We start from the raw sequence: 25891 nt of genomic DNA, 5'->3' as shown, positions 1-25891 counted from the left end.
GCTCCTATAATAAATTTTCTATAAGGGTAATGAATTGGTCGTAACTGCTGACGTGCAGCAATTTATCGCGAATATCCTCTTTTTCCATGATCAACAGCAGCAGCTTGCTGATCTCCCGGTGCAGAAACAATTGCCCGGGGCGCAAATTAATCAGAAAAATGATCTGCACCGGCTTGTCTTCGTAAACGATGGGCTTCTCGAGCAGGGTGACGTTAATACAGTCCTTGATCGCGCTCATCCGCATCGGATGGGGACCGGCCACGCCGTTTTTGTAGATCGTCGTAAATTTGTGCTCCCTGAACAGGACCTGCTCCGTGAAATCGGGAGCCGAGTATCCCGCGGAAACCACCTCTTCGCAGCGCCGCTGCAGCAGCTCCAGGTATTCGTCCTGTCCCGACAGATGGAACAATTCCCGATGAAAAAGCTCCTTAAAATCCTTCAGTTTATACGATGCATGCACGGGCTGGATTTGCAGGGAGATCGTTTCCTTGATCCGCTGGATTTCCTGATCGTCCAGCCACTGCTTGATGTGGATGACCGGTTTTTTCGTAATCTCGCCCTCCAGCGGGATCGTGGTCAGGATCAAGTCGAGCGGCTGGTCCTGCAGTTTGTCCAGCTCCGTGATGGAAGCCGTGATCACCGAAGCTTTGGGAAAAATCGACTCCAACTTCAACCGGATCAGGTGCGCGCTGCCCCCGCCCGAAGAGCACACGACGGCGATCCGCCGGAACTGTTCAAGCCGCTGCTGCTTCATCCGCTCCAGATGGGTAGCGAAATGAAGGGCCACGTAACCCGCCTCGTCCCGGGACATTTTGAAGCCGTATTTCTCCTCGATAATTTCCGCGAACCGGAACGAAATGACGAAGACGTTGGCGTATTCGCTGTACACGTCTTCCACCAGCGGATTTTTCAGCTGGAGATTGTAGTACAGCCGGTTCAGCAGCGGAAACATATGCATCAGCAGCGCTTCGCGCAGCTCCTCGTCCCGGTTGAAATCGGTCAAAAACTCCTCGTCCAGCCTTTGCAGAATGCGGCTCATCCCGGCGCGGAGCTCCGCTTTTTCCTCGTCCCCGATATGCTGGACGATCGTTTTGCCGGACAAATGCAGCGCCAAATACTCGACCTCGTCCTGCGGCAGCGAAATGGCATATTCGCCGGCGATCCAGTCGGCCACTTCCCTGGCGATTTTTTGATACAGCGGCTCGGGGTAACGCGGCATCATCTGGTCGGCGACGATCAGGTTGCGGCGTGAAACCCGGTACAGCAAAATAAACAGATGGGTCACAATGTTATTCAAATAGACATCCGATATATCCAGCCCGTTATCCTTCAGCAGCTTCAGCAGGCGGGTCTTGAGCTTCTTGGCGTCAAAGCGCCGGCGAAACTGCTGGAAATCCTCGGACTGCTTGATCGTCTGCCGGTTGTTTAAAATGAAATGGGAAAAAGCTTTCCGGAAATTCTGCTCATCGCCCTCGATCTTCATGCCGTAATGGGCTTTGCGGCTCAGCTTCAGCCCAAAGACCTCAAGCTGCTGCTCCACTTCCTTCAAATCGGCGATGATCGTTGAGCGGCTGACGCCGATTTCCTCGGCCAGCCGCTCCATCGACTGAAACGAATCGCTTTGGAACAGATATAACAGCAAATACTGCTGCCGCGCCGCCTTGTTGTTCAGATCGACGTTGTTTTCCCGTTGTTTTTTCATTTGCAGCCGGTAGGCCTTAAAGCTCGTTTCGTCCGTAATCTCCAGCCGGTAACCTTGACCGCGGATCATTCGGATGTGAAAGCCGCTTTTCTCGCCGTCTTTGTTCAGACCTCGGATCAGCTCTCTGACCGTCCGTTCCGCCAGTCCGAGCTGATGTGTCAGCTCGCTCATTTTTACCGGGGCCTGACTGCCGGTCAGAAGGTCGACAATCTTGCGTTCCCTCATGATGCAATCCCTCATTTGCGATACTAGTATCTGATGAAGCAACTCAGCTGGTTATAGCTCTATAGTAGGAGATGACCGCGCATATGAACAGTTTGGATTCTGCAATTTGGAGCGGCAAAAATCACAGGATAGCGCTGGCCGCTAACCGGAACAGGCAAGTTCAGTCCCGTACAGCGATCCTTCCAAGACTGGGCCGGCCCGGAAATAGCGTACTTTTTGGGCGTTATTTTGGCATTGTTCCCCTTCTCGCACAAAATAACGGTAAAAAATGTCATCATTCCCCCTGCAGCCCCCAGAGATACCGCTTTTTTACCGCCCACGCCTAAAATAACGACATAAAAGGGCCCTATTTTGCGAAGGACCGACATATCGCGAAAATAACGCCCTTTTGTTCCGCTATTTCCACCGGCTGGTCTAGCCAGTAAAAACTAGTTTAACAAAAAAGGACCCGCCCCAAGGGCAGGTCCAGCAATTCCAGCAGGTCCAACAGGTCCAAATGAGTTCGCGTACAGCTAATCAAACATCACGTATCCATGCTAATGTCGTCCCACGCTTCGTCCCGGTAGCCGATCATCCAAAACAGCGCCCGGCGCCGCTCCATCACGACGCTTTCGCTCAGGCCGCCCGCGGGCTCCCGGCCTTGAATCCGGTCGTTGACGCAGGCCCAGTGCAGCCGGTAGATTTTGTCGGCCTCGTCCAAAATCTCTTCCGGCCGGCGCAGCGACGTCCGCTCCAGAAACTCGGCAAAACCGTCACAGCTGGAAACCGCCTGAATCGCAAAATCGCAGTCGCATGTATGGTCCGGAAAATCGAGCGAATCCACCATCCCAAGCGCCCACAAAAGCGCCCAATAGGCCTCATATTGCCAGGTCAGGTTGACCGCAGCCTGACGGGCAGGCTCCGCTTGCTCCAGCAGGTCTCTCTCCAATTCGGTCAATTCATCCGCCCCCCCGAACTGGTCCAACAGGCCGGTCACAAAAGCTTTCGACTCTGCCAGATCGCTCTCCTGGGCAACGTCGCACGCATATTGGATAACGATCAGCAGAGCTGCCGCCCGACGGGCGATCTCCTCCCTGGACTTGACCTTAAGCTCGCTTAACGGCGGGAGTTCAGGCAGATGCTCCAAATACGGAATTTGCTTTTCTTTGAGATAAGCCAAATTTCTTTGCTTTCTCTCCGCTCCCTCCGGGGTGGAGCGATCTTCGCCCCGAATTTTTCGCGTGCAGGCTCGCGGACTGAAATCCGCGGCATCGGACCGGCCGTCCGGATACACGATCACCCGGCCGTCCAGGTCCAGCAGCGTACCGTCGGGGATAAACCCGATCCCGTCGACCTTCGCGGCAAGCTTAATGAAGCGTTCCAGGTAGTCCTGGCCGTACTCTTTTTCCGTTTCGATCGCCAGCATCGTGTTGATCACGGAGATTTGGAGCAGCACGCGGCGCTTCAACTCCTCGTCTTCAAACGGAATGCTGTCGTAAAATCCCATCATCCCCGGAATGTTATTATCGAAATAATCCGGATCGGTATCCTCCGAGGCCACGCGAATCGTGATTTTGTTGCTTTTGAACCAGCCTTTCGGCAGGAGCGAAAACTCCGTTTCGCCCGGACCTCCGCCGGTTATTTTAAAGTCGTCCCCAAACGCCTCGTGGATCAGCCCGCCGATATCGCGGATATCGTTCCGGGAGGCAAAAATCGTAAAATAAGGCAAAATGCTTCCTCTCCTTTTACAAAAGCGGCGGTATCGTTCATCACATAAACGGTTTACACGCTAAAATAAAAAAGCGATGCTCCAGGCTCCTGACGTGCCCGTCCCGTTCTACAGCCTCGTGCAGTTCAAGCAACCGTTCAAAGCAGCGGTCCACGGAAAAGCCGGCAAATTCCCATTCGATGATTTTGGCGAAAAAAACAAATGCGCCGACATTCTTAAAGCGCAGCTCCGGGAAGTATTCCCGGCGCTCCAGCACCCCAAACCCGGCCGCTTCCAGTTCGCCTGCGGTTTGGGACAAATTATAGTCCGCCGGAGTCGTCATCGCTCCCTCGCCTAGCAAAAACCGCGACATCTCCCGGTTGTTCATCCCGCCGACCTGCTGGGTGACGAACACGCCGCCCGGCTTGAGGATGCGCCAGACCTCCCGGGTAGAAAACGACTCGTGACGGTTGATCACCAGATCGAACAGACCGTCTTCAAACGGCAAAACGTTATCGTCCTCGACAAGTTTGACTTCGATTCCGCACGCCGGCAGCTTCGTCCGGCACAGCTCATAGTTGGGGAGGTAGCTCTCCGTCGCATATGTCTTGCCCGGCGGCGGCGACAGCGACAGCAGAAACTCTCCGCCGCCCGTGCCCATATCCAGCATGACCGTATCACCGCTCATTCGCGCCTGTACGTTTGCTTTATAATCCCAAGGAAGCTCTTCTTCCTCCATCCGGCCGGCCAGATAGGAGAAATCCCAACCTTGAAAACCTTTCGTTTCTTCCGCTTGCCACAGTTTTCTTAATTCGTTTCGGTTCATTGCGTTCATCGAACAATTGCCCCTCTCTTTTTTTTGAATATAAAAAAACAGAGCGGTGCAGTCGCCTGATAACCCATCAATTAAGCCCGGTGAAGCCGGTTACCAGTTTGTCAACTGCACCGGGCAATTACCGCAGAGCTTACAGCTAATCGTTCAAATCACCTCGCTATATTTAAAATAGTGTCCCCAAGGCCTTACATCTCGCACCTGAATCTAGCTTGACGTCCATCAGCTACCATCTCGTCCCGAGGGCTTGATTTCCAGCTCCGCCTTATAGCCGGCCTCCAGATGGCACGGCCAGGAAGTAAAGTTGATCAACGCATCGTCGGCGTGAGTGAGCTGGTCGATGCCGCCGACCGCTACCGTTTGGCGCAGCGTTTCATCCGCGATCGCCTGCCGGCAGGCCTCGGCATAGCTGCCCGCATTCAGCACGCGATACGGACGCACGGCATCGTTGATTCCGACCTGAAAAGGCGCGACAATGGGAGGAACTTGGGGAGCAACGCCCAAAGCGTTGTGTCTTTCGGCGATCATCACCAGCGCCCCGCTGACCGCCCGGTGCCGATCGGACGGCTCCGTGGCGGCGAGCACCTCGTCGAGAACGGGCCCTAGCGCGGGCGCGATCTGCAGCTTGGAAAATGCAGTGCCGAACCATTTGGAATACGGCCAGTATCGCCGCTCCTGCAAAAAGCACATCTCCATCATGAGCCGGACAAGCCGGTAAGCAATCAATGCCGAACCGCGGACATCGCCGGCCTCAACCGTTCTGCCGAGCAAAGGCTCCGCATTGCCGATGAGATGCCACTGCGCGGCCATCATCCACAGCCAAACGTCGTCAGGGTACTGGGAGAACCGCCGCCGCATTTCGGTGAGCTCGCCCAAATCATCCCGGAACACCTCGCCGGCGGTGAACTGCAGCAAATGCTGCTGCGGCATCGCCAGCCATTTTTCAGGGGTAAGTTCCGTGTGCCGCTCTATGCGCAGCTGGGATAACAGCCAATCGTCCAAAGTCGTCACTTCAACGTGATGCCTGACCGTCCCGGTTTGCCACGAATAAAAACGGACGGGATACCCCTTAAATTCGTCCGGCAAACCGCTCTCTAAGGCTTGCGCCGCCTCACGAAGCCGCGCAGCGCCGACAAAGAGCTGCAGCCGCGGGCCCCAACTGTGATCGGTAGAGCGCGGCTGGTCGTAGCCCATCACCTCCGAACCCTCCCCAAGCAAAGCCGCCGCATGCGGAAAATGGACCAGTTTCCCGACTACATCGGTATAAAACGCGCGTGACAGTTCAATTCCCGGAATAAAAGTATTCAAAATTACCCGATTCCTCCTTGGTATTACGGGGAATCGCGCAGGTTAACGGGCTATTGGTGCGCCTCCCCCATTTTTGAATATCGCCCGATCCATATAATGGCTTCCCATTGGCAACGCCTCCCAATTGTGTATTGCTTTAATCATACCATGCGCATAATGGGGCGCAATAGTCTTGTCGTACGGGCCGCGGCATAACGATATATGTATTGGCTCTGGCATTGTGCCATCCGCTCTGTTGCCCGCTTGATCGTCTACCGCTCCCGTCCGGCTCTCGCCGTTGTACCGCGACTCCCAAAGATCGGTCACGGTCAACGAACACCTTCCCGCGGCTTTAACGCAGCGCTTGGGCCACGATCCATTCCAGCCACTTCCACGGCAGCAGCGCTTTGCTCCAAATCAGCAGGCGAGAGCCCTGCCCCAGCGCATACCGCAGGCGCGGAACGCGCATGCCTGCGATTCGCCCGATCAGATCGGCCACCTCCTGCGGATCGGGCGTCGTCTCCGCCGCCTTGTGCGAATACCGCAGCACCGCCTCAAGCTGCGCTCGGTAGGGTGATCCGGAATCAATGCGAATCTCGCCGATTCCTTTGCTCCAGATCGGGGTACGGTAAGCCCCCGGCTCCACCAGCACAACCCGGACGCCAAACGGCCGCATTTCATGACGCAGGCTTTCCGAGAAGCCCTCGACGGCGAATTTGGAAGCGGCGTAAGGCGCATAACCGGGAAAACCGGCTAATCCGCTGACGCTGGAGACGTTGACCACCAGCCCCCGCCGCTGCGCGCGCATCACCGGCAGCACCGCCCGCGTCACCGCAATGACTCCGAACAGATTCGTCTCCATCTGGCGCCGCCAGTCTTCCAGCGGCACCTCTTCGACGAAGCCCCCGACGGCCATGCCCGCGTTGTTCACCAGCATGTCCAACCGCCCGTACCGGCGGACGATCTCGTCCACGGCCGGTCCAATCGACGCGTGCTCCGTCACATCGAGACGGACGCAGCGGATCCGCTCCGCCGTCCCCTCGCGGGCCGCCCGCTGCTCAAGCTCATGCCTGCGCTCCAAGTCGCGCATCGCGGCCACGACCCGGTACCCTCCGCGGGCAAGCGTCAGAGCCGTAAGCAGGCCGAATCCGTTGGACGTCCCCGTAATGAGAGCGACCGGCAGGCCGCCGCTTTCCAGGGCGGCACCGTCACCCCGCTCAGCTAGTTGCTCCGCCATAAATCTTTCCCCCTGTCTTGGTCTATCCACCCATTGCTACGAACCGCTAACGTAACACGTTCCGGAAATAAGTGATTATAGCCCGGATACCTTCGAGCTTTCCCGCAAAAGCGCAGGCTTTCGAACCGATACTATCGCATGCCGGAAATTTAACGGTTGTGTCAGCCGCTATTTTGCATAAAATGACCTTTCTAATTTCTAACGGTTGTGAGCGCCGTTTATAGCCTCAATCTGGGTAAAAGTAGCCGGGTTTCAGTAAAATAAGCGCGATGGCAACCGTTAGAGTTTGAAATCGGCGTTTTTGGAGCAAATAGTGGCTGTGGCAACCGTTAGAAATAACAATGTTGGTCAGAAACATTCGATGCAATGCATCGCTGTTGCTCTATTCTCTCCAAATGCCTATTCCGCCGCCGAAACAGCGCCATTTTTTTCACTGAAGATTTTGCTTATGCCGCTGTTTGCATCCGTCCCTACCTACCGTCACTCCCAGTGTCACTCCCAGCGTTACTCCCATCCGCCGCCTTTCGTTCCACCCTACGCAGCTTGGTCGCCCCCGGAACGAAGCGGTACGGGCTAAAGCGGACCTCGGGCAAGTCGCTTTCCAGCCTGCGGCTCAGTTCCTGAAGCTGCCTGCTTACTTCGGCCTCAACGTCGGCGCGAGAACTGTTCGCCGCAAGCTGCAACGAGATATCGAGCTCCCCGCCGGCGAGCTGGACAACCCGGTAATGCTCGATCGCAGCCGAGGCGGCAATCACCGCCCGCGCCACAAAATCCGGAAACACCGCGACCGGTTCCCCCCTACGGCTATGGGGAAAATACAGGATATCGTCACAGCGCCCTTCGATCCGCTCGATGGCGGTGAAGGGGCAGCCGCAGAGGCAGGGCTCCGCCGCTTCGGTCAGCACATCGTTCAGGCGGTAGCGCACGATCGGCTGGGTGGCGCGGGAGAAATCGGTCACGATCGGCACAAAGCGCCGGGTGGCCGGGTCGAGGTATTCTTTTTCAATGTGGATGACATCCTCGTTCAAGTGCAGCGTCCCCCGCTCGCACGTCGCCCCCAAAAAACCTTCGGTACACTGGTAGGCCTGATGAACGGTTTGCCCAAACGTTCTCTCGATAACGTCCCGGTCCAGCGGATCCAGCACTTCGGCGACCGAGATCAGCTTGGACGGCCGCGCCGTCAGTCTGCCCGCCGTGAATTCGTCCGCCAGCATTCTCAGCATGGAGGGCGGAGCGACCCACACCGTCGGCCGGTACGCCTCCATGCGCTCCACCAGTCTGCCGACCGGGTCCAGCAGGTCAAAATACCGGAATTCCAGCTTGCCGCGCCGCACCGATTCGTATAGATTGCTGTTCGCCCGCAGGAAAAAGGCGATCTTCGCCGGCTTCCGCAGCCCTCCGGGCAGCAGCTTTGCAAGCACCGTGCCGGTCCAGGCATCCTGCTCCCGCCCGCTCACCAGAAACAGTCCGCGATTGCCCGACGTTCCGGACGACAGCCCGACAGTGATGCCTTTGATCACAGGGCTGAAATTGCGGGAAGCCTCCCCCGACGCGGCCAATGCCAGCGCTTCCTCCTTCAGGATGCCGGCCGTATTGAGCCGGTCGAAATGCTCCATCATCAGCGCCTTGTCCATCAGGGGAAAGCTTCGCCACGCCGAATCCTCAAGACCGTTCCACCATTCGCGGTAAAAAGCAGAGTTAGCCCGAACCCACCGGATGTGGCGAATCACCCGGCGTTCCTGCCAACGCTCAAGACGGACCCGGCTGCTCCATTTTCGTCTCCGGCGCGTAAGCCAGTAATGATATACGATCCGCAGCGTACCCAAGATGCTCAACGTTCGATCGCCTCCGATCCCCACAACCTGAGCGCCTCGGTACAGTGGCTGGGCACGATCCGGATGTCCGGATACTTCCGGTGCAGCTCCGTCAACCGGTCGAAGCTGCGCCCGTATTCCCGCCTGTCCGACATGATGATCCCCGCCGCCGGATGCGGCCTGCGCCCTTCGCGGAACGCCCGGCTGGACCAGACCGCATCCGCGCAGAGAAAATAGTCGGCCTCCTCCGTACTCGCGAACAGTCCGATCATCCCCTCCGCATGGCCGGAAACTTCCACGGCGATCACGCTGCCGTCCCCGAAGAGGTCGAATCCTTCGGCAAAAGGAAACTCCGGCCCCAAGCGGAATCGCTGCGCACCCGTGTCAATGGGCTCCGATCTTGCGGCGAACCGCTCGGGGTCCGGCAGCAGGCCGGGCAGGAACCCGGCTCTGACGGCGGCCAGGGGACGCAGCGAGCGTACGGCCTCGTAGGCTTTGGGCAAATAAATCAGTTTGGCCTGCGGAAAATCTTTGACGCCCGCGATATGATCGGCATGAAAATGCGTCAAAATCACGTATTTGACCTGTTCCGGCTCCATGCCGAACCTCTCCCGCAGCCAGTTCGCGGCGCTGTCGCGCTCCTCGTACACCACCGGCGTAATATACCGGTACAGCGCATTCGGCAGCCGGGCGGTCTCCTCAAAAAAGCGGAAGCTGTACCCCGTATCCACCATCACCGGCCCGTGCCGCGGATGGACGATGCAGGCAAATCCCGCCGGGAACCGGACCGGGCGCAGCCGCCCGCCGCGCAGGGTCAAAAATTCCGGATGAACGCAGTACCCGGCCGCACCCAAATACAATTGCACCCTGCCCTTTGCGGGGAAGCTTGCTTTAGCCTTGGACGCCTCAGGCGGAGGGCTTGCTTGGGCCTTGGACGCCTCAGGCGGAAGGCTTGCTTTAGCCTTGGACGCCTCAGGCGGAGAGCTTGCTTTAGCCTTAGGCGCCCCAGGCGGGAGGCTTGTCAGGACCCCGGCCGCCTTAGCCGGAGCGCCCGTTTGGATGCTCTTCAACATAACCGTCCCCTCCACCATTCCGCAAAACGCCGCAGCCCTTCGTCCAGGTTGACGCGCGGAGCATAACCGAGCAGCGCGCGCGCAGCCGTAATATCAAGCGTCTGGCTGAGGGCGAGCGTCCCGGCGGTATAACGCGTTAGCAGCGGCTCGCCCAGCGCCGGGATCAGCCGGTGCAGCCCTTCCAGCACCGCGGCCGCTCCGTAGGCTTTCCGGTAGGAAATGACGCGGGTTTTCAGCGGCAGGTCCAGCATGCGGAACAGCGTCTCCACCAGCGCGGCGAATTCCCGCGGCTCGCCGTTCGTAATGTTATAGGCCCGGCCCGCCGCATTTTCGGGGGCGTTCCAGGCGTTCAGCAGCGCGTCCACGGCGTTGTCCACGTAGGTCGCGTCGATCAGCGCCTTCCCCCCGCCGATCAGCGGTACGCCGGATTTGCCGCTCGCGGCGACGATGCGCGGGAACAGCGCCTGGTCATTGGGGCCGAATACCGCTCTCGGCCGGATAATGACCGACGGCAGCCCCATGGCGTGATACCGCTCCACAACCTGCTCCGCCAGGCGTTTTGTGACGGCATAATGATTCGCTCCTTTCACCGGCAGCGGCTCGGACTCGCGGATGCCCAGGCGGGGGGCGTAATCGAAATACACGCTTGGGGTCGATACATGAATGAAGCGGCGCACTCCCTCTCGCAGGCTGGCCTCGGCGAGTATCCGGGCAGCCTCCACATTGCAGCCGTAAAAGTCGCGGTATTTGCCCCATGGCGAGGATAACGCCGCACAGTGAAAGACCGCATCCTGCCCGGTGCAAGCGGCGGCGGTGCCGCTCTCGTCGCGCAAATCCTGATTGAGGAACCTGATGCCTTCCGCCTCGAGCCGCCGGCCCTGTTCGGGATTGCGTCCGATGCCGGTTACGTCCCAGCCCTCCCGGACCAGCCGCCTGGCCAGATGTCCTCCCAAAAACCCCGTCGCCCCAGTTACCAATGCTTTCATAACGGTTCACCGTTCCATTCTATGTCGTAAGTTAACGCTTCTGTCAGCGTAATCCCCAGTCTGCGGGCACTGCGGAAGGCATCGTATACGACCAGCGCCTGCTCCAGCCACGGCCTTAAGTCATCCGTCCGGAAGACGGCGTCCCGGGTCCCCCGGGCCGCCGCCAGCCAGGAGCGCGGGTCTCCGCGCAGCAGCTCCCGCCATCCGCAGCCAAGCATCGGCAGAGCCAGCATCGCCTTGCTCCCCGGGCGCGGCCGGATGACGGCGCCTTCGGCCGCCAGCTCCCCGGGGCTGAGCAGCGCCCGTTCCAGGCCGATGCCGGGCTCGAACAGATGAATGCCGCTGGTCGCCCGGGGATTGCATTCGATCCCGTAAAGTTTGCCGCCGTTTTGCTCGATCAAGTCGAAACCGATCTGCCCGCTGAATCCTGTTCCGCCCAAAAAGCGGCGAACCCATTCCTGGGCCTCTTCATGCTCCATATATTCAAAATGGACGCTCGCCCCCGTTTTCCCGGTCCGGTAACGACTGCCGTAGGCGGCATGGGCCACGATGCGTCCATCGTGCACAACGCTGTAGGTGCACACCGCCCGGCCGGCAATATAATCCTGCGCCACCCAGGGCGACGCCTCCGACAGCTCGCTTCCTTCCGGAGGCGGCGGCTGTATGCTCCTATGCGGCATAGCCAGGTCGCCCCTTGGGGGCATTGCCCTGTCGCTCCTTAGCGGTATACTCCCACCGCTCCGTGATGGTATAGCCCCGCCGCTCCCTAGCGGCGTTGTCCCGCCAGGACCGCCTGGCCCGCCACGGCCGTCTGACCCGTCGCATTCGCGAAGACCGCGAGGGCGCTCCCCATGCGGCTCCTCCGCCGCTGGGCTCTTCCACGGCCCCGCTCCCGCAGCCGCCGGCAGGATCACGCGGGAGGCGAAGCGCGAATAGGCCGGCTTCAGCACCACGCTCCTGCCTTCCGCAGCAGCAAGGCCCATCGTCGCCTGCCATGCCTCGCGGCTGTTCAGCAGCGTCGTACGCGGGACGGGCAACCCCAGGGAAGCGGCGCGCTGGATAAAGCGGTATTTATGGTGCCATTCGTGCAGCAGCTCCAGCGGCGATACCAGCACACGGCAGCGGATCTTCAACCGCTCTGCCCCGCCGGCGATAACGAAGATCTCTTCGCATAGCGGAATCAACAGGTTGATGTCCCACTGCCCGATCACCGTCTCCAGCGCGGCCAGGTAATCCTGCGGCTGCTGCCGCGGAGGAGGAACGTAAAAGCTCCGCTCCACCGCCGCGGATCGCCGGCACAGGTGATGCCGCGCGCTCTCGGCCGCGAATACCCGGTGCCCGGCGCGATGCAGCAGGCGAGCAAGCTCCAGCGCAATCGGGGCCCGGCCTCCCGTAAGCAAAATCCGCAGCGGCCTAGTAGTCAAGCAGCAGCCCTCCCAGCGACAGGCCTGCCGCCGTCCCCAGCATCAGCTCCCGGTCGCCGCGACGGATGCGCCGCTGCGCAATCGCTTCATGCAGCCCCATCGGAATGGAAGCGGCGATCGTGTTCCCATGGTTCCGCGTATTATCGAAGAAGCGGTCCTCCGCGATGCCCAGTTTCTTGCGCAGTAGGCGCATCGCCATCGCGCTGCCCTGATGCGGAATTACGAGCCGGATATCCTCCAAGCGGGTCCCCGACGGAGCCAGCAGACCGTCCAGAAATTCCGGAAGCAGCTTGGAGGCCATGCGAAAAATCGCCTGCCCGTTCATGCTGAACAGGAACGGCTCGGGGCGATCCGCCGAATATTGCGACGCATGGCGGCGGGTTCCGCCGCCGGCGATCTCCGAGTACCGGGCGCCGCGGCTGTATGTTCTCATGGAGGCGTATATGATCCGCGAGGCCTCCCCGGGTTCGGCCTGGCCGATTACCACGGCGGCCGCCCCGTCGCCGAACAGCGCCGCACTTTCCCTATCGGCCCAATTCAGCCCGGCCGAAGCAATCTCCGTCGCCACCAGCAGCACCCGCCGGTACCGGCCCGAATCGACCAGGTACGACATAACGTCAAGCCCGTTCAGGAAGCTTAGACAGGTGGCGTCCATATCAAAGGCCGGTACCCCCGAGTCCTCCTCGCCCATGGCTTGCTGGATGAAAACGGCCGTGCTGGGCAGCGGCTGCTCCTTCGTGCCGCTCGTGCACACCAGGCAGTCGATGTCGGCGAAGTTAAGCCCGGCGCTTTCCAGCGCCATTTCCGCCGCCCTCGCTCCCATATAGGACGACGTCTCCCCTTCGGCCGCATAGCGGCGCTCGCCAACCCCCGTGATTTTGCCGGTCCATCCGGCCGGAACGCCAAGCAGACGGTCCATCTCCTCATCCGTGACGCGCCGCGAAGGCATGTATTTTCCCGTGCCGAGTATTTTTACTTTTCTAAGCTGCATTTCCCCATCTCCACTTCTTGTTGTCCATAACTTTTGCAAGTCGTCCATACCCCTCGCCCAAACAATAATAGACGAAGCGGTCCGATTCCGGGCAGCCTTGCCTCTAAGATTCAGTCTTGATCCCGGAATGGCCCATCCTGACGAGGGTTCCTCTACCTTCTAGTTGGAAAAATCCAATAGATTGCCGGGAATCGAACGCCACTTTAAACTCTCATTGGAAATATCCAATAGATTTCGCTCAAACCGGCCATTTTGCGCCCTGCCGAACCTCATCTATTGGAAATATCCAGTCAAGTTGATTTAGTTTCTACCAAGTTTCCATTCTATTGGATATTTCCAATCAATCCATTGAATTTATCCAAACCTTTTAAAAACGGCAGGGACAAACACCGGTCTGCCCCTGCCATCGGCCGTATCTTCCCCAATCGTAAACCCGCGTGCCAAAATAGTTCGGCCCAAAAGCCGACAGTTCCGCCCAAGCGCGGGCGAATACGTTCAGCACGTAACTAAAGCCGCTATCGCGACACGATCTCCTTTAATGCCCTATCCAGTGTTTCGTATTTAAAAGTGAACCCTTCCCGCAGCAGCCGTTCCGGCAGGACCCAGCGGCTCTTCAGCACCAGTTCGGTCTCCGTGCGGATAAGCCGCGCCCCGAGCTCCAGCATCCAGCGCGGCGCCGGCAGCCCGATGGGGATGCCCATCGCCCGGCGCAAGCCGGCCATCAACTCCCGATTGGTGACCGGATGCGGCGCGGAAGCGTTAAAGACACCATCCAGCTTGGGATGCTGCTGCAGAAACATCACGATCCGGAACAAATCTTCCATATGAATCCAGCTGAACTGCTGCCGCCCGGAACCTTGCTGCCCGCCGAGCCCGAAGCGGACCAGATTGCGCATCGGCCCCATCACCCCGCCGTCATCCAGCACGATGGCAATGCGGAGCGCAACCCGCCGCGTGGCCGGAAGGTCAAAAGCGAAGAAAGCCTGCTCCCACGCCTTGGCCACATCAACCGAAAATCCCGCGCCGATTTCGCCGCCTTCCTCGGTCATGGGACGGTCTTCCGCATGCCGATAGATCGTTGCCGTACTTGAATTGATCCACAGCGCCGGAGGACGGCGGCACGCCAAAACGCACTCCCCGAGCAAGCGCGTGGTCTCCGTTCTCGACTCCAGGATCAGCCGGCGGTTTTCCGGAGTATAACGGCAGTTTACCGATCTGCCAGCCAGATTGACCAGCAAATCGGCCCCTTCCAGCGCCTGCGTCATTCCCGTCCGGTCATTCCAGGAAATGTGGGAAGCCTGCCTGGAAATCATGCCGATCTCATACCCCATTTCCCTAAACCGGCGCTCGAAAGCCCGGCCGACAAACCCCGTGCCTCCGGCCAGTACCACTTTGGGCATCGTAATCCACTCCTGTCGCGATAAAATGGAAAAGTCCGTGCTATATTCTCGTCATTATACCATGGTTTCGGAGCTGAATTTGCCCAAAGCCGCCAACCGCGCAAAATGGTCCGCCAGACCCATCGGTTCTGCTTTGCCAAACATTGCTAATCATTAAATTTTAAGCGATAATTTAGGCTATCCGAATTACAGCCCAAACGATAACGGAGGGATTTGCCGTGAGCAAATACGGAATGTACGCCAAGTTTACCGCCAAACCCGGGGAGCGCGACAAGCTGGCCGACATCTTGTTGGAAGCCGCCGCCGGGGCCAAGCCGGTCGAGGAATGCGAATTATATATCGTCAACATCTCCGATGCGGAACCGGATACCGTGTGGGTGACGGAAGTCTGGAGCAATAAGGAGGCCCATGACGCCTCACTCCAACAAGAAGCGGCGATAGCGTCCATCCAGCGGGCCATGCCGCTGATCGCCGGCGTGGAATCCATCCAAATCCGCCCTATCGGCGGCAAGGGCATTTAACTCCGAAAAAAGGGGGCGACACGCGAATGGATATTCAACATGATCCGTATATTCGCAGCGATCGGGAGCGTGGGCGCTTGCTCAGGCTGGAGGCGCTCGCGGCGCGGTTTGCGGACCGGGCCGCGGAGCATGACCGGCTTGGCACGTTCCCGCATGAGAACATCGACGATTTGCGCAATTTTGGCTATATGAAGCTGACCGTACCCGAGGCGTTTGGCGGCGACGGCATTTCTTTATATGAAATGGTACAACTGCAGGAACGGCTGGCGATGGGGGACGGCTCCACGGCGCTGGCTGTCGGTTGGCATGCCGGCAAGGTGCTGAACTTGCGGGAAAGCCGCAGTTGGCCTGAACCGCTATGGGCGGAGCTATGCCGGGACATTGTGAAAAAAGGCGTCATGATCAACGCGTTCGCCAGCGAGCCGGCGACCGGAAGCCCGAGCCGCGGCGGCCGGCCCTCGACGACGGCTATAGCGGCGGAGGGCGGCTGGGTGCTGAGCGGCCGGAAAAATTTCAGCACGCTGTCACCCGCGCTCGACCGCTGCATCGTCACCGCTTATTGTGAAACGACCGGTAAAACCGAAGAGTTCCTCGTCATGATGCAGGACGGCGTAACGATTGAGGAAACCTGGGACACCCTCGGCATGCGGGCTACGGGCAGCCATGACATCATCCTCGACCATGTTTTTGTACCGGAAAACCATTTGCTGAAACCCAGCGGCGCTGCAATCGACGATGGCGGCGGATGGCTGCTGCACATTCCGGCCTGCTATATGGGCATTGCCCTGGCCGCGCGGGAATTCGCCCTGCGCTTTGCCGCCTCCTACCGCCCGAACAGCATCAAAGGCCCGATCGCCGAACTGCCGAATATTCGCCAGCTCATCGGCCAGATGGAATTGGAGCAGCGGACGGCCCGGCAGATGCTGTACGCTGCGGCGGACCGTTGGGACCGCCATCCCGAGCTAAGGCCGAAGCTGCGATCCGACCTCGGGCTCGCCAAACTGGCCGCCACCAACGGCGCGATCCGGATCGTCGATCTGGCAATGCGCATCGTCGGCGGAACAAGCTTAGCGAAAAGCCACCCGCTCGAGCGTTACTACCGCGACGTCCGCGCCGGCCTGCACAATCCGCCGATGGACGATGCGGTTATGGCATTGCTGGCGGGCGAGGCGCTGGAGGGGAAGCTGGAACGGAAGGAGTGCTAAAAAATGATTCAACCATGCGTTGTCCGCGGAAAAAAACTGCATGTCGAGATTTTCGGCAAACAGGGCTCGCCCGCAGTACTTTTTTTGCACAGCGGGCCCGGGGAAAGTTGCTACGAATTTGTGTATCACCAAGCGGAGAAGCTTGCGGCAGAACTTTTTGTCATTGCCATCGATCAACGTGGAGTATGCCGTTCCGACAAGATTTTGGAAGACGAGCCTTTTGGCCTTAAGGATCTCATTGACGATTGCGAAAATCTCAGGCAGCAACTCGGCATCAAGCAATGGTCGGTGATCGGCCACTCGTTCGGCGGTTATTTGGCTTTGATCTATGCAGCGGGCCATCCGGACTCTGTTGCGAACGTTATTTTTGAATGTCCCACGTTCGATTTTAAATGGACCGCGCTAAGCCTGCTGACGAAAGCAGCGTCTATTTTCAAAACTCTGGGCGATGCGGAGCGTTCCGAACAATGTTTGCGATTGGCGGCGAGTAACCTTTCCGCGGAGGAGCTTTTTGACCGGTACATTCAGTTTGGAGAAGAACTGGGCGAAAAGAAAGAGCTCATTTACTCCCCATATGAGACGCTGACGGATGATTCTTTGTACACAGAAGAAGAATGGGACGAATTCGGAGAAAGAACGGATATTCACCTCAGCCGTCTAAGGGAAGAAGGGAAAATATTTGAATCTGCAGTTCCGCTCCTGTCCCGGTTGTCAGTTCCATCCCTCCTTATTCTGGGTGAGCACGATCCCGTCACATGCGAGCGTCATATTCGGGCGTATAAGGAAGCCGCGCAAGGCGAGGTCATCATGATGAAGGGCTGCGGGCATACACCGCATAAGGAACAGCCTGCACTATACAGAGATACGATCAGCAAATTCATTCTTACAAAGTCGAAAACCGATCGAGGCAAGAACCACGGAAGGGCGCCCGAAAGCTTGAGGATAGGGAAATGGGGTGGGTGTCAGATCAACGCTCGCTGTCCGGGCGCTTTGCACGATTATCCCGTTTAATCAGGTAGCAGAGAGAAAGACAAACTCGGGAGAAAAAAATATTTGTGGAGAAGCAGATAGGTTCGAGATAATTTAGACGGGCTTAGGAGAAGGAATCAGGTTTAGGGGAGGTGAAACAACCCGGACAAGAGAGCAAGACAGAAGATCAAGAACCCATTAAGTTGATCTGCATCAAACTCCCCCCACCGTTCCAGCGTCCCGATCAGGCTGCTGCCCCAAGGGGCTGGTTCGGTTGGCGCGCGATCAGCCGGCGGTAAGGGATCGCCGGAATCGCCACACACATGCGCAGCAACTTCTGCCGCATCGTTTCTGCCGCTCCGGGCAGGCGCAGCCGACGGCGTACGGTGTATTCGTTTAGGTACGCCTGCAGATGCTTCAGTCCCAAGGCTCCATACGTACCCTTCAGCGATTCCCACGCCTCTCTCACCACTTTCCGCAAGGGCGTATAAAGCCGAAAGGCCTGAGGGAACAACTGTACCGCCGATGTATGGACATCCACGTGCCCGTTGATGAACGCATCGAGTTCGTGACGGTTCGCCCTTTCTTCGCTTCCCCGCTTATGCGGCGCCAGGCGGATTTTGACGTGCTCCGGCTCGCCTGACTCCGTGACCGTGCAGCCGGCTACGACCGCCGAGGCGTACGGATGCGAAAGCTGACACCGGGACGGATTACGACCATACTGATCGCTGTTCACCTTCACGTCTCCGGAAAGCAGCTCCCGGGCATCGAACCCCCCCACGGCATGACGTATTTTTTGCAGCATCGACCATGCGGTCTTGTAGGCGACCCGGATCACCTGGCGCAGCCGCACCGCCGAGATGCCGTCAGGGAGCAGGAACAACTCCAGCGCCTGGAACCACTTCACCAGGGGGAGATGCGTTCCTTCAAAAATCGTGCCGACCAAAGGCGATGTTTGATGCTTGCACTTTCCGCACTCGAACAAAGGGATATGCCGGGAAGTTAGGCGACTGCACCGGGTGTGAGCGCAGCGCGGGCAGACGAAGCCGCTTGGCCACTTCATCGCGATCAGCGCTTCCATACAGTCCTGCTCGCTGTTAAAACGGCTGCTGAATGGCTGAAGTTCCGTTCCCGCATTGGCTTCCATATCCGCTTACCTCCCGAATCAAGAATTCACGAACATAAGTTCCGTTTATTTCATTATACCAAACGTACGTTCTCTTATCAAGCCGAAAATCTCACCTGAACCACCTCATTTTTTCCTTAGCTTTTTTGTGTTTTTTCTTCTCTTTTTTTGGAACCCTTGACTTGCTCTAGCCCCACCCCCTGCTTCCTGCTCCTTAACGAAGGGGATAATCGTGCAAAGGCAGGCAGCAGGCAGGGACACCAAGACACGAACACCAAGACACGAACCCTTTAGACAGCCCCCTCACCTGGCGTCGATTTGTGACACTGCTCGAAACGGCCACGGTGCAAAAGGTAGATAAGCTGACCCCGCCGGATCGTAACGTCTCTACATCGTTGACGCTTCCATAGTTGCTCGACTTGATCACCGAAGCAGCCTAAAAAGCCGGGAATACGCTGTCCACCTCTGATTCAGCGTCAACACCGGCAATGGATTGCTGCTTTATCCGGCTACATCAAGGCTTGTCTGCCGATTTTTTGCTCCGAAATTTGAGTTACTTAGACCTTTAAGCTGCCACCCCCGAGACGTCGCTTTGCCCTTGGCCTTAAGATCCGGCCCCCTAATCCTTAAGCAACTCCCGCAGCATCCCTTCCCGGTTGTTTAAAAATTCCTTCATAACAATGTAATGATCGGTGTCTTCAAGCTTGACCATGCGGATGCCGTCCGCCGTCAACTGGTAGATCGCGCTGTCGGGATAAGCCATTAGAACCGGCGAGTGGGTGGAAATGATAAACTGGGAATGCGTACGGACCAAATCGTGGATGCGCGACAGCATCGCCATTTGCCGGTACGGCGACAGCGCCGCTTCCGGCTCGTCCATGATGTAAAGGCCCCGGCCCCCGAAACGGTTCATAAACGCCGCGAAAAAAGACTCCCCATGCGACATCATATGCAGCGACCTCCCGCCGTAAGACGCGATCACAGAGCCCCCACCCGGTTCACGGTCGAGTGTGTCGATTTCCGTGGCCAGGTTGTAATAGCTCTCCGCGCGAAAAAAGAACCCGTCCCGCGGCCGGACCGCCCCGCGCACCGTGCGGATGTAGCGGTGGAGCTCGGAGTGCGTCTCCGCCGTCGCGAAGTTGAAGTTCAGCGTTCCGCCTTCCGGATTGAAGCCGAGCGCGACCGCCACCGCTTCCAGCAGCGTCGATTTTCCCATCCCGTTTTCACCGACAATGTATGTGACCTTGGGATGGAACTCCAGCTGATCCAGCGAAGCCACCGCGGGAAGGTGAAACGGATACCGCTCAAACGAGGGCACTTCCTCCCGCCGCAAGGCGATTTTTCGTAAATAAGCGTTCATATCCAAAACATTCTCCCCCTCCGTCCGAATGCGCCAGACTCATCCATTTTTCACATTTAATCAACATGCCTGCAACACTATGCCGTTCCATTATAAAACAGATCCGACGGCTAGTGTAACCGCTCCCTTGTCCCGGCAGCTTGTTCGTCCATCATGCGCATGCGCCGTGTCATTGGAAAAATCCAATGAGGATGCCGAATACACAAAACCTGTCAGCGACTACCGTCCCATTACCGGTTCAAGTGTAATCCACAACTAAAAACGCCTGTCCCAAAAACGGCCAAGGCCGCCGGACAGGCGTTGCTGCTATTAGTATGTTACATGAGTTCCCTGGGGTCTTACGGACTCTAAACTTCGACGCCGACGCCCTGCACGAATTGGAATACGGTTTCGAGCTTCTCTTCCGTCAGGTCGCCGCTGTTGTCAAAGACATAAATCGATGAGGACGGGATATCCCAGCCTATCTCCGGCACGAATTGGACGCGGTGTTTGAAGTCGTCCCAGTGCTCCAGCTTCCACGTATCGCGCTCGGTTTGCCGCTCGATGATCCTTTCCTTTTGCGTCTCCATATCCTTTAAAGTGACGACAACGACCTTGACGTCCACCTCGCGTTTGCTTAACCCCGCCGCCTGAAGCACCTCTTCAATCCAAGCTTTGTTTTTAAGCTCCGCCGTAAACGGGGAGATCATAAACACATTTTGGCCCGCAGCCAAATTTTCGATGCAAATGTCCTTGGTCGTGTCATACTCCAAATCACGAAGATGATGTTTGTAAAAATCAGAGTCCCGGTCGTTAACGTCCAGCCCGTTCATCTCCAGTATCTTTTCGACGAAACGTCCGCCGACCGTATCGCGGTCCAAAAAAGCCGCCGGCATGCGAAACGCCAGCTTGCGGGCCACCGTCGTTTTCCCCGTTCCGGCGACGCCCACAAAAAAAACCAACTTCTGCATGATGTAGCGATCCTCCTTAAGTGTCTGCCTATTGCCTAATCCCATTGTACTATACAATTTTGAATCGGCACACCTGCAGTTGGACGGGGCATGACGGGCGACTTGCAACGGTCTGCCCGCAAGGCAAGGCATCCGAGTGAAACGCCAGCGGGCAAGACAAACGGGGAAGGCCAGCGAACAAACCAACGACGGACAAACCAACGGACAAGACCAGCGGGCAAGGCCAACGCAACAGCGAGGAGAGCCTTACTTCTTGTTGCCGGGCTCCCTTTACGCTTCAGCGTCGTTGCCGACGATCCGGAGCAGTTCGTCCCCTTCGCGAATCTCTCCCTGCCGAAGCGGGAGCACATCGGAATAATCGAACGTATTGGTGACGATTACCGGGGTAACCGTATGGTAGCCGGCCTCGCGGATCTTGTCCAAGTCGAATTCCAGCAGCAGTTGGCCGGCCGCTACACGATCGCCTTCTTTGATATACGAAGTGTAGTATTGACCATCCAGCTTGACCGTATCGATCCCGACATGGACCAGAATTTCCGCGCCGTTATCCGAGACGACCGCCAAAGCGTGCTTCTTCTTGAACGCCACGGTGACGGTTCCGTCAAACGGAGCAACGACCCGGCCCGCGGCCGGCTCGATGGCCACGCCCTTGCCCATCGCCTCCGCGGCGAAGGCCGGATCGGGTACCTCCGACAAAGGAACCACCGTACCGCCTAACGGGCTAAGCGCCATGTCGCTGGGTTTATCGGAAGCTGGGCCTTGTTCCTGATCCCGGGCCGGTTCGGCCGAAGCGCCGGCTTTGCCTTTGTCTTCTTCTTCAACCGGGTCTTTGAAGCCCAGCACATAAGCCAATACTGCGGACAGCAGGAACGAAGTCGTAATCCCGATGATCAACCCCGGGAAGCCTTGGCCGCCCGGTCCGTAGAAAATCGGCAAAGTCAATAGGCCTGGCGCGCCGGAAGCAAATGCCTGGGTACCGGCCTGGCCGATGATAGCTCCCCCGACGGCGCCGCCGATCAGCCCCGCGATAAACGGACGCTTCAGCGGCAGGGTTACCCCGTACACCGCCGGTTCGGTAATGCCGAACAGCGCGGAAAGCGTAGCCGAACCGGCCAGCGCCTTCAGCTTTTTGTTTTTCGTTCTCAGCATAACCCCGAGAGCAGCGCCCGTTTGCGCAAAAACGGAAGCGGAAGCGGCCGGCTTGATGCCGTCTTTGCCGTAAACCGCGATGTTGTTGATGAACACCGGGATCAGGCCCCAGTGTACGCCGAAAATAACGAGCAACTGCCAGGATGCCCCCAGGATGGCGCCGGCGATCAGCGGGCTGAACGCGAAGGCTACCAACAGTCCGTCGGCGATGGCGTTGCCGACATACACGCCAAACGGTCCGAACACGATCAAGGTCAGCGGAACCATAACGACGAGTGAAATCAGCGGCGTCACGAAGTTTTTGACGCTCTCATGAATCACGCGGTTGCAGAACTTCTCCAGCTTGCTCATCACGATTACCGCTAAAATAATCGGAATGACGGTCGACGAATAGCTCATCATGATCACCGGGATGCCGAAGAAATGCGTCTCCGTTCCTTCCGTTTTCAACTGGATGATCTGCGGATAGAGCAGCGCTCCGGCTATCGCCAAGGCCGTAAACATATTGCCGCCGAACTTTCTGGCCGTTGTAACCGCGAGCATCGCCGGCAGGAAATAGAACAGGCTGTCCGCCGCCGCATAAAGGATGATGTAGGTCGTATCCGTCGTCTGCAGCCAGCCGAAATTGCTGGCGATCAGCAGCAGCCCTTTGAGGATACCGGCTCCCGCCATGACCCCAAGCAGCGGAGCGAAAATGCTGGAAATGACGTCAATCACGGCTCCAAAGCCTTTTTTGCCGCCCTTCGTTGTCTCCTCGGGCTTGGCGTCGCTCAAAATCTTGGAAACCCGGCCGATGGCGTTGTAAACCTCGGGCACCCGGTTTCCGATGACCACCTGGAACTGCCCTCCGCTTTCCTTGACCGTGATGATCCCGTCGGTCTTCTCCAGCTTGGCTTTGTCCGCTTTCGATGTGTCCTTCAGGGTAAAACGCAGTCTCGTCGCACAGTGGACGAGCGAAACGACATTTTTTTCGCCGCCTACGCCCTGAACAATTTCTTTAGCTAAATTCTCGTAATTCATGCTGTGCACCCCCACTATTTTGAATAAAAGCAATAATTTGGTGATTTTTGGCAAATAAAAAACCTAAGCCTTGAAAAATAGTAGACCGCAATGTCTCGCTATTTTTCACGACTTAGGTTTTGCCTGCATCACCAGTAACAATCCCATTAAGATGCTGATATGGTTTTGATGGCTCTATAATATACCGCTTTCTTCTCTTTGTCAACGCTTTATTAACGGTTTACGACCCGTTCGATATGCACCGTCAAATAAAGCATTTCCTCGTTGGTTAATTTGTGGCTGTACTCTTTTTCCACGAACTTTTTGATTTTCTCGGCGCATAACGCGGCCTCCCTATGCTTCTCCTTGATCAAATCGAACAGATTGTCATAGTTTTCCTTATAGTGCGTTCCCTTGAGCACCCGCTGGGCAAAAAACTTCAGATGCGTAATAAAACGCAAATAGCTCAGCGAATCCTCTTCAAATTCCGTCCCGAAATGATATTTGACGATATTGATAATCTGCTGGATGAACTTGGTGATGTCCATCGTGGTGCCGACTTCTTCGTTCATCTCCGCATTGACGATATGAATGGCGATAAAGGCCGCTTCGTCCTCCGGAAGGTCGATGCCCAGCTTAAGCTTGATCCGCTCCAGCGTCTTCAGGCCAATGCGGAATTCTTCCTTGTACAGCTGCTTGATCTCCCACAGCAGGGCGTTTTTGATCTCTAACCCCTGCTGATGCCGTTCCACCGCAAAGTTGACGTGGTCGGTCAAGGACACGTAGATATTTTCGTTCAGCTTCTTGGGGAGGTTCTTCTTGGCATAATCGATAATTTCCTCAACGATGACGATCAGTTCGATGGGCACCTCGCGCAGCAGCATTTTGAAATTATCGGAGGTCTGCTTGTTTTTGAGCGCAAACACCTTCTCGATCCGGCTCTCGTCGACCTTATCGCCGGGCTTCTTTTTAAAGGCGATCCCCCTGCCCATGACCACCAGCTCCGCCCCGTCCTCCTGAAGCACGCTGATGACATTGTTGTTAATGACCTTGGCTATTTTCATATGACCCCCCGTCCTTTATAGCCGGCCGACAGCCGGCTCATGCCCTCTTCGTTATATCATTTTCTCCGGTAAAAACAGAAAAAAACCCGGCACGTCAAAACGAATCAAGATCGCTTCGATCTTGACCTTTGGCGGCTTAGGTTTTGCCTGCAGCGCAGTAACAATCCTAAAAGATCTTTATTCGGCTTGGATTCAACTCAAGTGTAGCTGGCGAACCTTGAATTGTCAACGCTTTCAGCGTAAAAAGGGAAGCCCCGGGCACCCGGGACCTCCGATTTTCCATTTTCAGCAAACCGGCGCGGTTACTCGCCGAGATTTTCACCGTTCGATTGGATGACGTTTTTGTACCAGCCGAAGCTTTTCTTTTTGATCCGCTTCAGCGCGCCTTTGCCTTCATTGTCCCGGTCCACGTAGATGTAGCCGTAGCGTTTTCTCATTTCCCCGGAGGAGGCGCTGACGATGTCGATCGGCCCCCAGCTCGTATAGCCGAGGATCTCGCATCCGTCCTGGATCGCTTCGCCCAGCTCGGCCAGGTGGCGCTTCAGATAGTCGATCCGGTAGTCGTCGTTCACTTCTCCTTCCGGAGTGACCTCGTCGTGCGCGCCAAGCCCGTTCTCCACCACAAACAGCGGCTTCTGGTAACGGTCGTGGAGCTGGTTGGCCGTAATGCGCAGGCCGAGCGGATCGATGGTCCATCCCCACTCGGATTTGTCCAGATAAGGGTTGGCGACGGAACCGAATACATTGCCGCTGGTCATTTTTTTGTTTACTTCGGGATCCGTGCTCGTCGTACGGCTCGAATAGTAGCTGAAGCCGATATAGTCTACGGTATGTTTTTTCAGAAGCTCCGCGTCGCCCGGCTCCATCTCGATAGTCAGGCCGTGATCGCGGAAAAAGCGTTTGGCGTACCCCGGGTATTCACCGCGCGATTGCACATCGATGAAGAAATAGGATTCGCGGTCTTTTTCCATGCCCTGGTACACGTCCTCCGGGTTGCACGTATACGGATAAAAGCTGCCGGCTGCGAGCATGCAGCCGATTTTAGCGTCCGGAATCAGCTCATGGCAGGCTTTGACCGCCAGCGCGCTGGCAACGAGCTGATGGTGCGCCGCCTGATATTGAATTTGCTTGACGTTTTCACCTTCCTTAAAAACGAGGCCCGCGCCCAAAAACGGCAGGTGCAGCAGCATATTGATCTCGTTAAAGGTCATCCAATATTTCACTTTGTCCTTATAGCGTTCCAGCACCGTCTTGGAATATCTTTCGAACAGCTCGACCATTTTGCGGTTTCTCCAGCTGCCGTATTTCTCGATCAAAGCCACCGGCACATCAAAATGGGCCAGGGTGACAACGGGCTGAATGCCGTTTCTCAGCAGTTCGTCGAACAGGTCGTCGTAAAATTTCAAGCCGGCCTCATTCGGTACGGCGTCTTCCCCGGTAGGGAAAATACGCGCCCAGGCAATCGAGACGCGCAGCGCCTTAAAGCCCATCTCCGCGAACAGAGCAATGTCTTCCTTGTAACGATGGTAAAAATCGATCGCTTCGTGGGACGGGTAAAATTCGCCGTCCAGCGGCTTAAACGACGGAACGCTGCCTTTCATGATGCTTCTTCTCTGCTCCCCCGTCGGCAGCAAATCCACCAAGGTAAGGCCCTTGCCGCCCTCCAGATAAGCGCCTTCAGCTTGGTTTGCGGCAATTGCCCCGCCCCATAAAAAGTTGTCCGGGAATCTAAAACCGGTCATGTTCATGCTCCTTTCTTCTTGCTGGCATTGCAGGGACGAACCTGTCGTAACAAAAAAACCCGAACAACCCCGGCCGCACGATCGGTGCGTACTGGAGCGTTCAGGTTATGCCCGAGTGGTAACATCCCCGTGTCATTTTTGATTATGC

20 protein-coding genes and 1 pseudogene are annotated in these 25891 nt (G+C 57.2%); 4 read left to right on the top strand and 17 right to left on the bottom strand.

The genetic code is table 11. The features are described from left to right. Positions 1-4: 4 nt before the first annotated feature. The 11 genes from NYE69_RS06590 to NYE69_RS06540 form a co-directional block, all read right to left on the bottom strand. Entirely contained in the window at positions 5-1927 is a 1923-nt protein-coding gene (locus NYE69_RS06590) for a BglG family transcription antiterminator (protein ID WP_340925296.1), read from the bottom strand. 523 nt (positions 1928-2450) lie between these two features. After that, a complete protein-coding gene (locus NYE69_RS06585) occupies positions 2451-3635 on the bottom strand; it encodes a DUF4272 domain-containing protein (protein WP_340925294.1) in 1185 nt (394 codons plus the stop codon). A 40-nt stretch (positions 3636-3675) separates the two neighbouring features. Continuing rightward, positions 3676-4449 carry a class I SAM-dependent methyltransferase gene (locus tag NYE69_RS06580; RefSeq protein WP_340925292.1) on the bottom strand — a complete coding sequence of 258 codons (774 nt, stop codon included), beginning with the start codon at positions 4447-4449 and terminating at the stop codon, positions 3676-3678. Positions 4450-4668: 219 nt separating this feature from the next. Beyond that, positions 4669-5754, bottom strand: coding sequence for a DUF4037 domain-containing protein (locus tag NYE69_RS06575; RefSeq protein WP_340925290.1), 1086 nt, complete (start codon positions 5752-5754; stop codon positions 4669-4671). 331 nt (positions 5755-6085) lie between these two features. Then, positions 6086-6970, bottom strand: a complete 885-nt coding sequence (locus NYE69_RS06570) for an SDR family oxidoreductase (protein ID WP_340925288.1) — start codon at positions 6968-6970, stop codon at positions 6086-6088. 470 nt (positions 6971-7440) lie between these two features. Beyond that, a complete protein-coding gene (locus NYE69_RS06565) occupies positions 7441-8799 on the bottom strand; it encodes a F390 synthetase-related protein (RefSeq protein WP_445744821.1) in 1359 nt (452 codons plus the stop codon). 2 nt (positions 8800-8801) lie between these two features. Continuing rightward, positions 8802-9857 carry an MBL fold metallo-hydrolase gene (locus NYE69_RS06560; RefSeq protein WP_340925283.1) on the bottom strand — a complete coding sequence of 352 codons (1056 nt, stop codon included), beginning with the start codon at positions 9855-9857 and terminating at the stop codon, positions 8802-8804. Next, positions 9851-10843 (bottom strand): NAD-dependent epimerase/dehydratase family protein, encoded by a 993-nt coding sequence (locus tag NYE69_RS06555; RefSeq protein WP_340925281.1) that lies wholly within the window; start codon positions 10841-10843, stop codon positions 9851-9853. Before NYE69_RS06555 ends, NYE69_RS06560 begins: the two co-directional genes overlap by 7 nt. Beyond that, a complete protein-coding gene (locus NYE69_RS06550) occupies positions 10840-12267 on the bottom strand; it encodes an ATP-grasp domain-containing protein (RefSeq protein WP_340925279.1) in 1428 nt (475 codons plus the stop codon). Before NYE69_RS06550 ends, NYE69_RS06555 begins: the two co-directional genes overlap by 4 nt. Then, a complete protein-coding gene (locus NYE69_RS06545) occupies positions 12257-13258 on the bottom strand; it encodes a beta-ketoacyl-ACP synthase III (protein ID WP_340925277.1) in 1002 nt (333 codons plus the stop codon). The genes NYE69_RS06550 and NYE69_RS06545 overlap by 11 nt, the downstream gene beginning before the upstream one ends. Before the next feature lie 515 nt (positions 13259-13773). Then, complete coding sequence (locus NYE69_RS06540; protein WP_340925275.1) at positions 13774-14658, bottom strand: TIGR01777 family oxidoreductase; 885 nt, start codon at positions 14656-14658, stop codon at positions 13774-13776. Between the two features lie 218 nt (positions 14659-14876). Between NYE69_RS06540 and NYE69_RS06535 the strand changes: the two genes are divergently transcribed. Genes NYE69_RS06535 through NYE69_RS06525 form a run of 3 tightly spaced genes read left to right on the top strand, consistent with a single transcriptional unit; the run spans position 14877 to position 17395 of the window. Then, the gene (locus NYE69_RS06535) at positions 14877-15179 is read left to right on the top strand and encodes a putative quinol monooxygenase (RefSeq protein WP_340925273.1); all 303 of its coding nucleotides are present in this window, start codon (positions 14877-14879) and stop codon (positions 15177-15179) included. Positions 15180-15205: 26 nt separating this feature from the next. Continuing rightward, positions 15206-16384 (top strand): acyl-CoA dehydrogenase family protein, encoded by a 1179-nt coding sequence (locus NYE69_RS06530; protein ID WP_340925271.1) that lies wholly within the window; start codon positions 15206-15208, stop codon positions 16382-16384. A 3-nt stretch (positions 16385-16387) separates the two neighbouring features. After that, positions 16388-17395, top strand: coding sequence for an alpha/beta fold hydrolase (locus NYE69_RS06525; RefSeq protein ID WP_340925269.1), 1008 nt, complete (start codon positions 16388-16390; stop codon positions 17393-17395). Positions 17396-17597: 202 nt separating this feature from the next. On the opposite strand, the gene NYE69_RS06520 is transcribed toward NYE69_RS06525, so the two are convergent. Continuing rightward, positions 17598-18500 carry an IS1595 family transposase gene (locus tag NYE69_RS06520; protein ID WP_340925266.1) on the bottom strand — a complete coding sequence of 301 codons (903 nt, stop codon included), beginning with the start codon at positions 18498-18500 and terminating at the stop codon, positions 17598-17600. Between the two features lie 389 nt (positions 18501-18889). On the opposite strand from NYE69_RS06520, the pseudogene NYE69_RS33645 reads away from it, so the two are divergent. Beyond that, positions 18890-19031 (top strand): annotated as a pseudogene (locus tag NYE69_RS33645) (IS4 family transposase); the annotation flags it as partial. Positions 19032-19098: 67 nt separating this feature from the next. On the opposite strand, the gene NYE69_RS06515 reads toward NYE69_RS33645, so the two are convergent. The 5 genes from NYE69_RS06515 to NYE69_RS06495 form a co-directional block, all read right to left on the bottom strand. Further along, a complete protein-coding gene (locus tag NYE69_RS06515) occupies positions 19099-19839 on the bottom strand; it encodes an AAA family ATPase (RefSeq protein ID WP_340925265.1) in 741 nt (246 codons plus the stop codon). A gap of 347 nt (positions 19840-20186) precedes the next feature. Beyond that, a complete protein-coding gene (locus tag NYE69_RS06510) occupies positions 20187-20789 on the bottom strand; it encodes an AAA family ATPase (protein WP_340925263.1) in 603 nt (200 codons plus the stop codon). A gap of 270 nt (positions 20790-21059) precedes the next feature. Then, positions 21060-22958: a PTS beta-glucoside transporter subunit IIBCA gene (locus NYE69_RS06505; protein WP_340925261.1), complete on the bottom strand. Its 1899-nt coding sequence runs from the start codon at positions 22956-22958 to the stop codon at positions 21060-21062. A gap of 212 nt (positions 22959-23170) precedes the next feature. Further along, positions 23171-24001, bottom strand: a complete 831-nt coding sequence (gene licT, locus NYE69_RS06500; RefSeq protein ID WP_328271844.1) for a BglG family transcription antiterminator LicT — start codon at positions 23999-24001, stop codon at positions 23171-23173. Between the two features lie 302 nt (positions 24002-24303). Next, positions 24304-25743, bottom strand: a complete 1440-nt coding sequence (locus NYE69_RS06495; RefSeq protein WP_340925258.1) for a 6-phospho-beta-glucosidase — start codon at positions 25741-25743, stop codon at positions 24304-24306. Positions 25744-25891 lie beyond the last annotated feature (148 nt).

The organism is Paenibacillus sp. FSL R5-0527, from assembly GCF_038008055.1.
Lineage (GTDB): Bacteria > Bacillota > Bacilli > Paenibacillales > Paenibacillaceae > Fontibacillus > Fontibacillus macerans.
This window is presented reverse-complemented; position numbering and strand designations above follow the sequence as displayed.

Bases quoted from the DNA above. Each gene is read 5' to 3' on its own strand.
- NYE69_RS06590 (WP_340925296.1), bottom strand. From the start codon at position 1,927: ATGAGGGAACGCAAGATTGTCGACCTTCTGACCGGCAGTCAGGCCCCG.
- NYE69_RS06580 (WP_340925292.1), bottom strand. From the start codon at position 4,449: ATGAACGCAATGAACCGAAACGAATTAAGAAAACTGTGGCAAGCGGAA.
- NYE69_RS06570 (WP_340925288.1), bottom strand. From the start codon at position 6,970: ATGGCGGAGCAACTAGCTGAGCGGGGTGACGGTGCCGCCCTGGAAAGC.
- NYE69_RS06560 (WP_340925283.1), bottom strand. From the start codon at position 9,857: ATGTTGAAGAGCATCCAAACGGGCGCTCCGGCTAAGGCGGCCGGGGTC.
- NYE69_RS06555 (WP_340925281.1), bottom strand. From the start codon at position 10,843: ATGAAAGCATTGGTAACTGGGGCGACGGGGTTTTTGGGAGGACATCTG.
- NYE69_RS06545 (WP_340925277.1), bottom strand. From the start codon at position 13,258: ATGCAGCTTAGAAAAGTAAAAATACTCGGCACGGGAAAATACATGCCT.
- NYE69_RS06540 (WP_340925275.1), bottom strand. From the start codon at position 14,658: ATGCCCAAAGTGGTACTGGCCGGAGGCACGGGGTTTGTCGGCCGGGCT.
- NYE69_RS06530 (WP_340925271.1), top strand. From the start codon at position 15,206: ATGGATATTCAACATGATCCGTATATTCGCAGCGATCGGGAGCGTGGG.
- NYE69_RS06525 (WP_340925269.1), top strand. From the start codon at position 16,388: ATGATTCAACCATGCGTTGTCCGCGGAAAAAAACTGCATGTCGAGATT.
- NYE69_RS06520 (WP_340925266.1), bottom strand. From the start codon at position 18,500: ATGGAAGCCAATGCGGGAACGGAACTTCAGCCATTCAGCAGCCGTTTT.
- NYE69_RS06515 (WP_340925265.1), bottom strand. From the start codon at position 19,839: ATGAACGCTTATTTACGAAAAATCGCCTTGCGGCGGGAGGAAGTGCCC.
- NYE69_RS06510 (WP_340925263.1), bottom strand. From the start codon at position 20,789: ATGCAGAAGTTGGTTTTTTTTGTGGGCGTCGCCGGAACGGGGAAAACG.
- NYE69_RS06505 (WP_340925261.1), bottom strand. From the start codon at position 22,958: ATGAATTACGAGAATTTAGCTAAAGAAATTGTTCAGGGCGTAGGCGGC.
- licT (WP_328271844.1), bottom strand. From the start codon at position 24,001: ATGAAAATAGCCAAGGTCATTAACAACAATGTCATCAGCGTGCTTCAG.
- NYE69_RS06495 (WP_340925258.1), bottom strand. From the start codon at position 25,743: ATGACCGGTTTTAGATTCCCGGACAACTTTTTATGGGGCGGGGCAATT.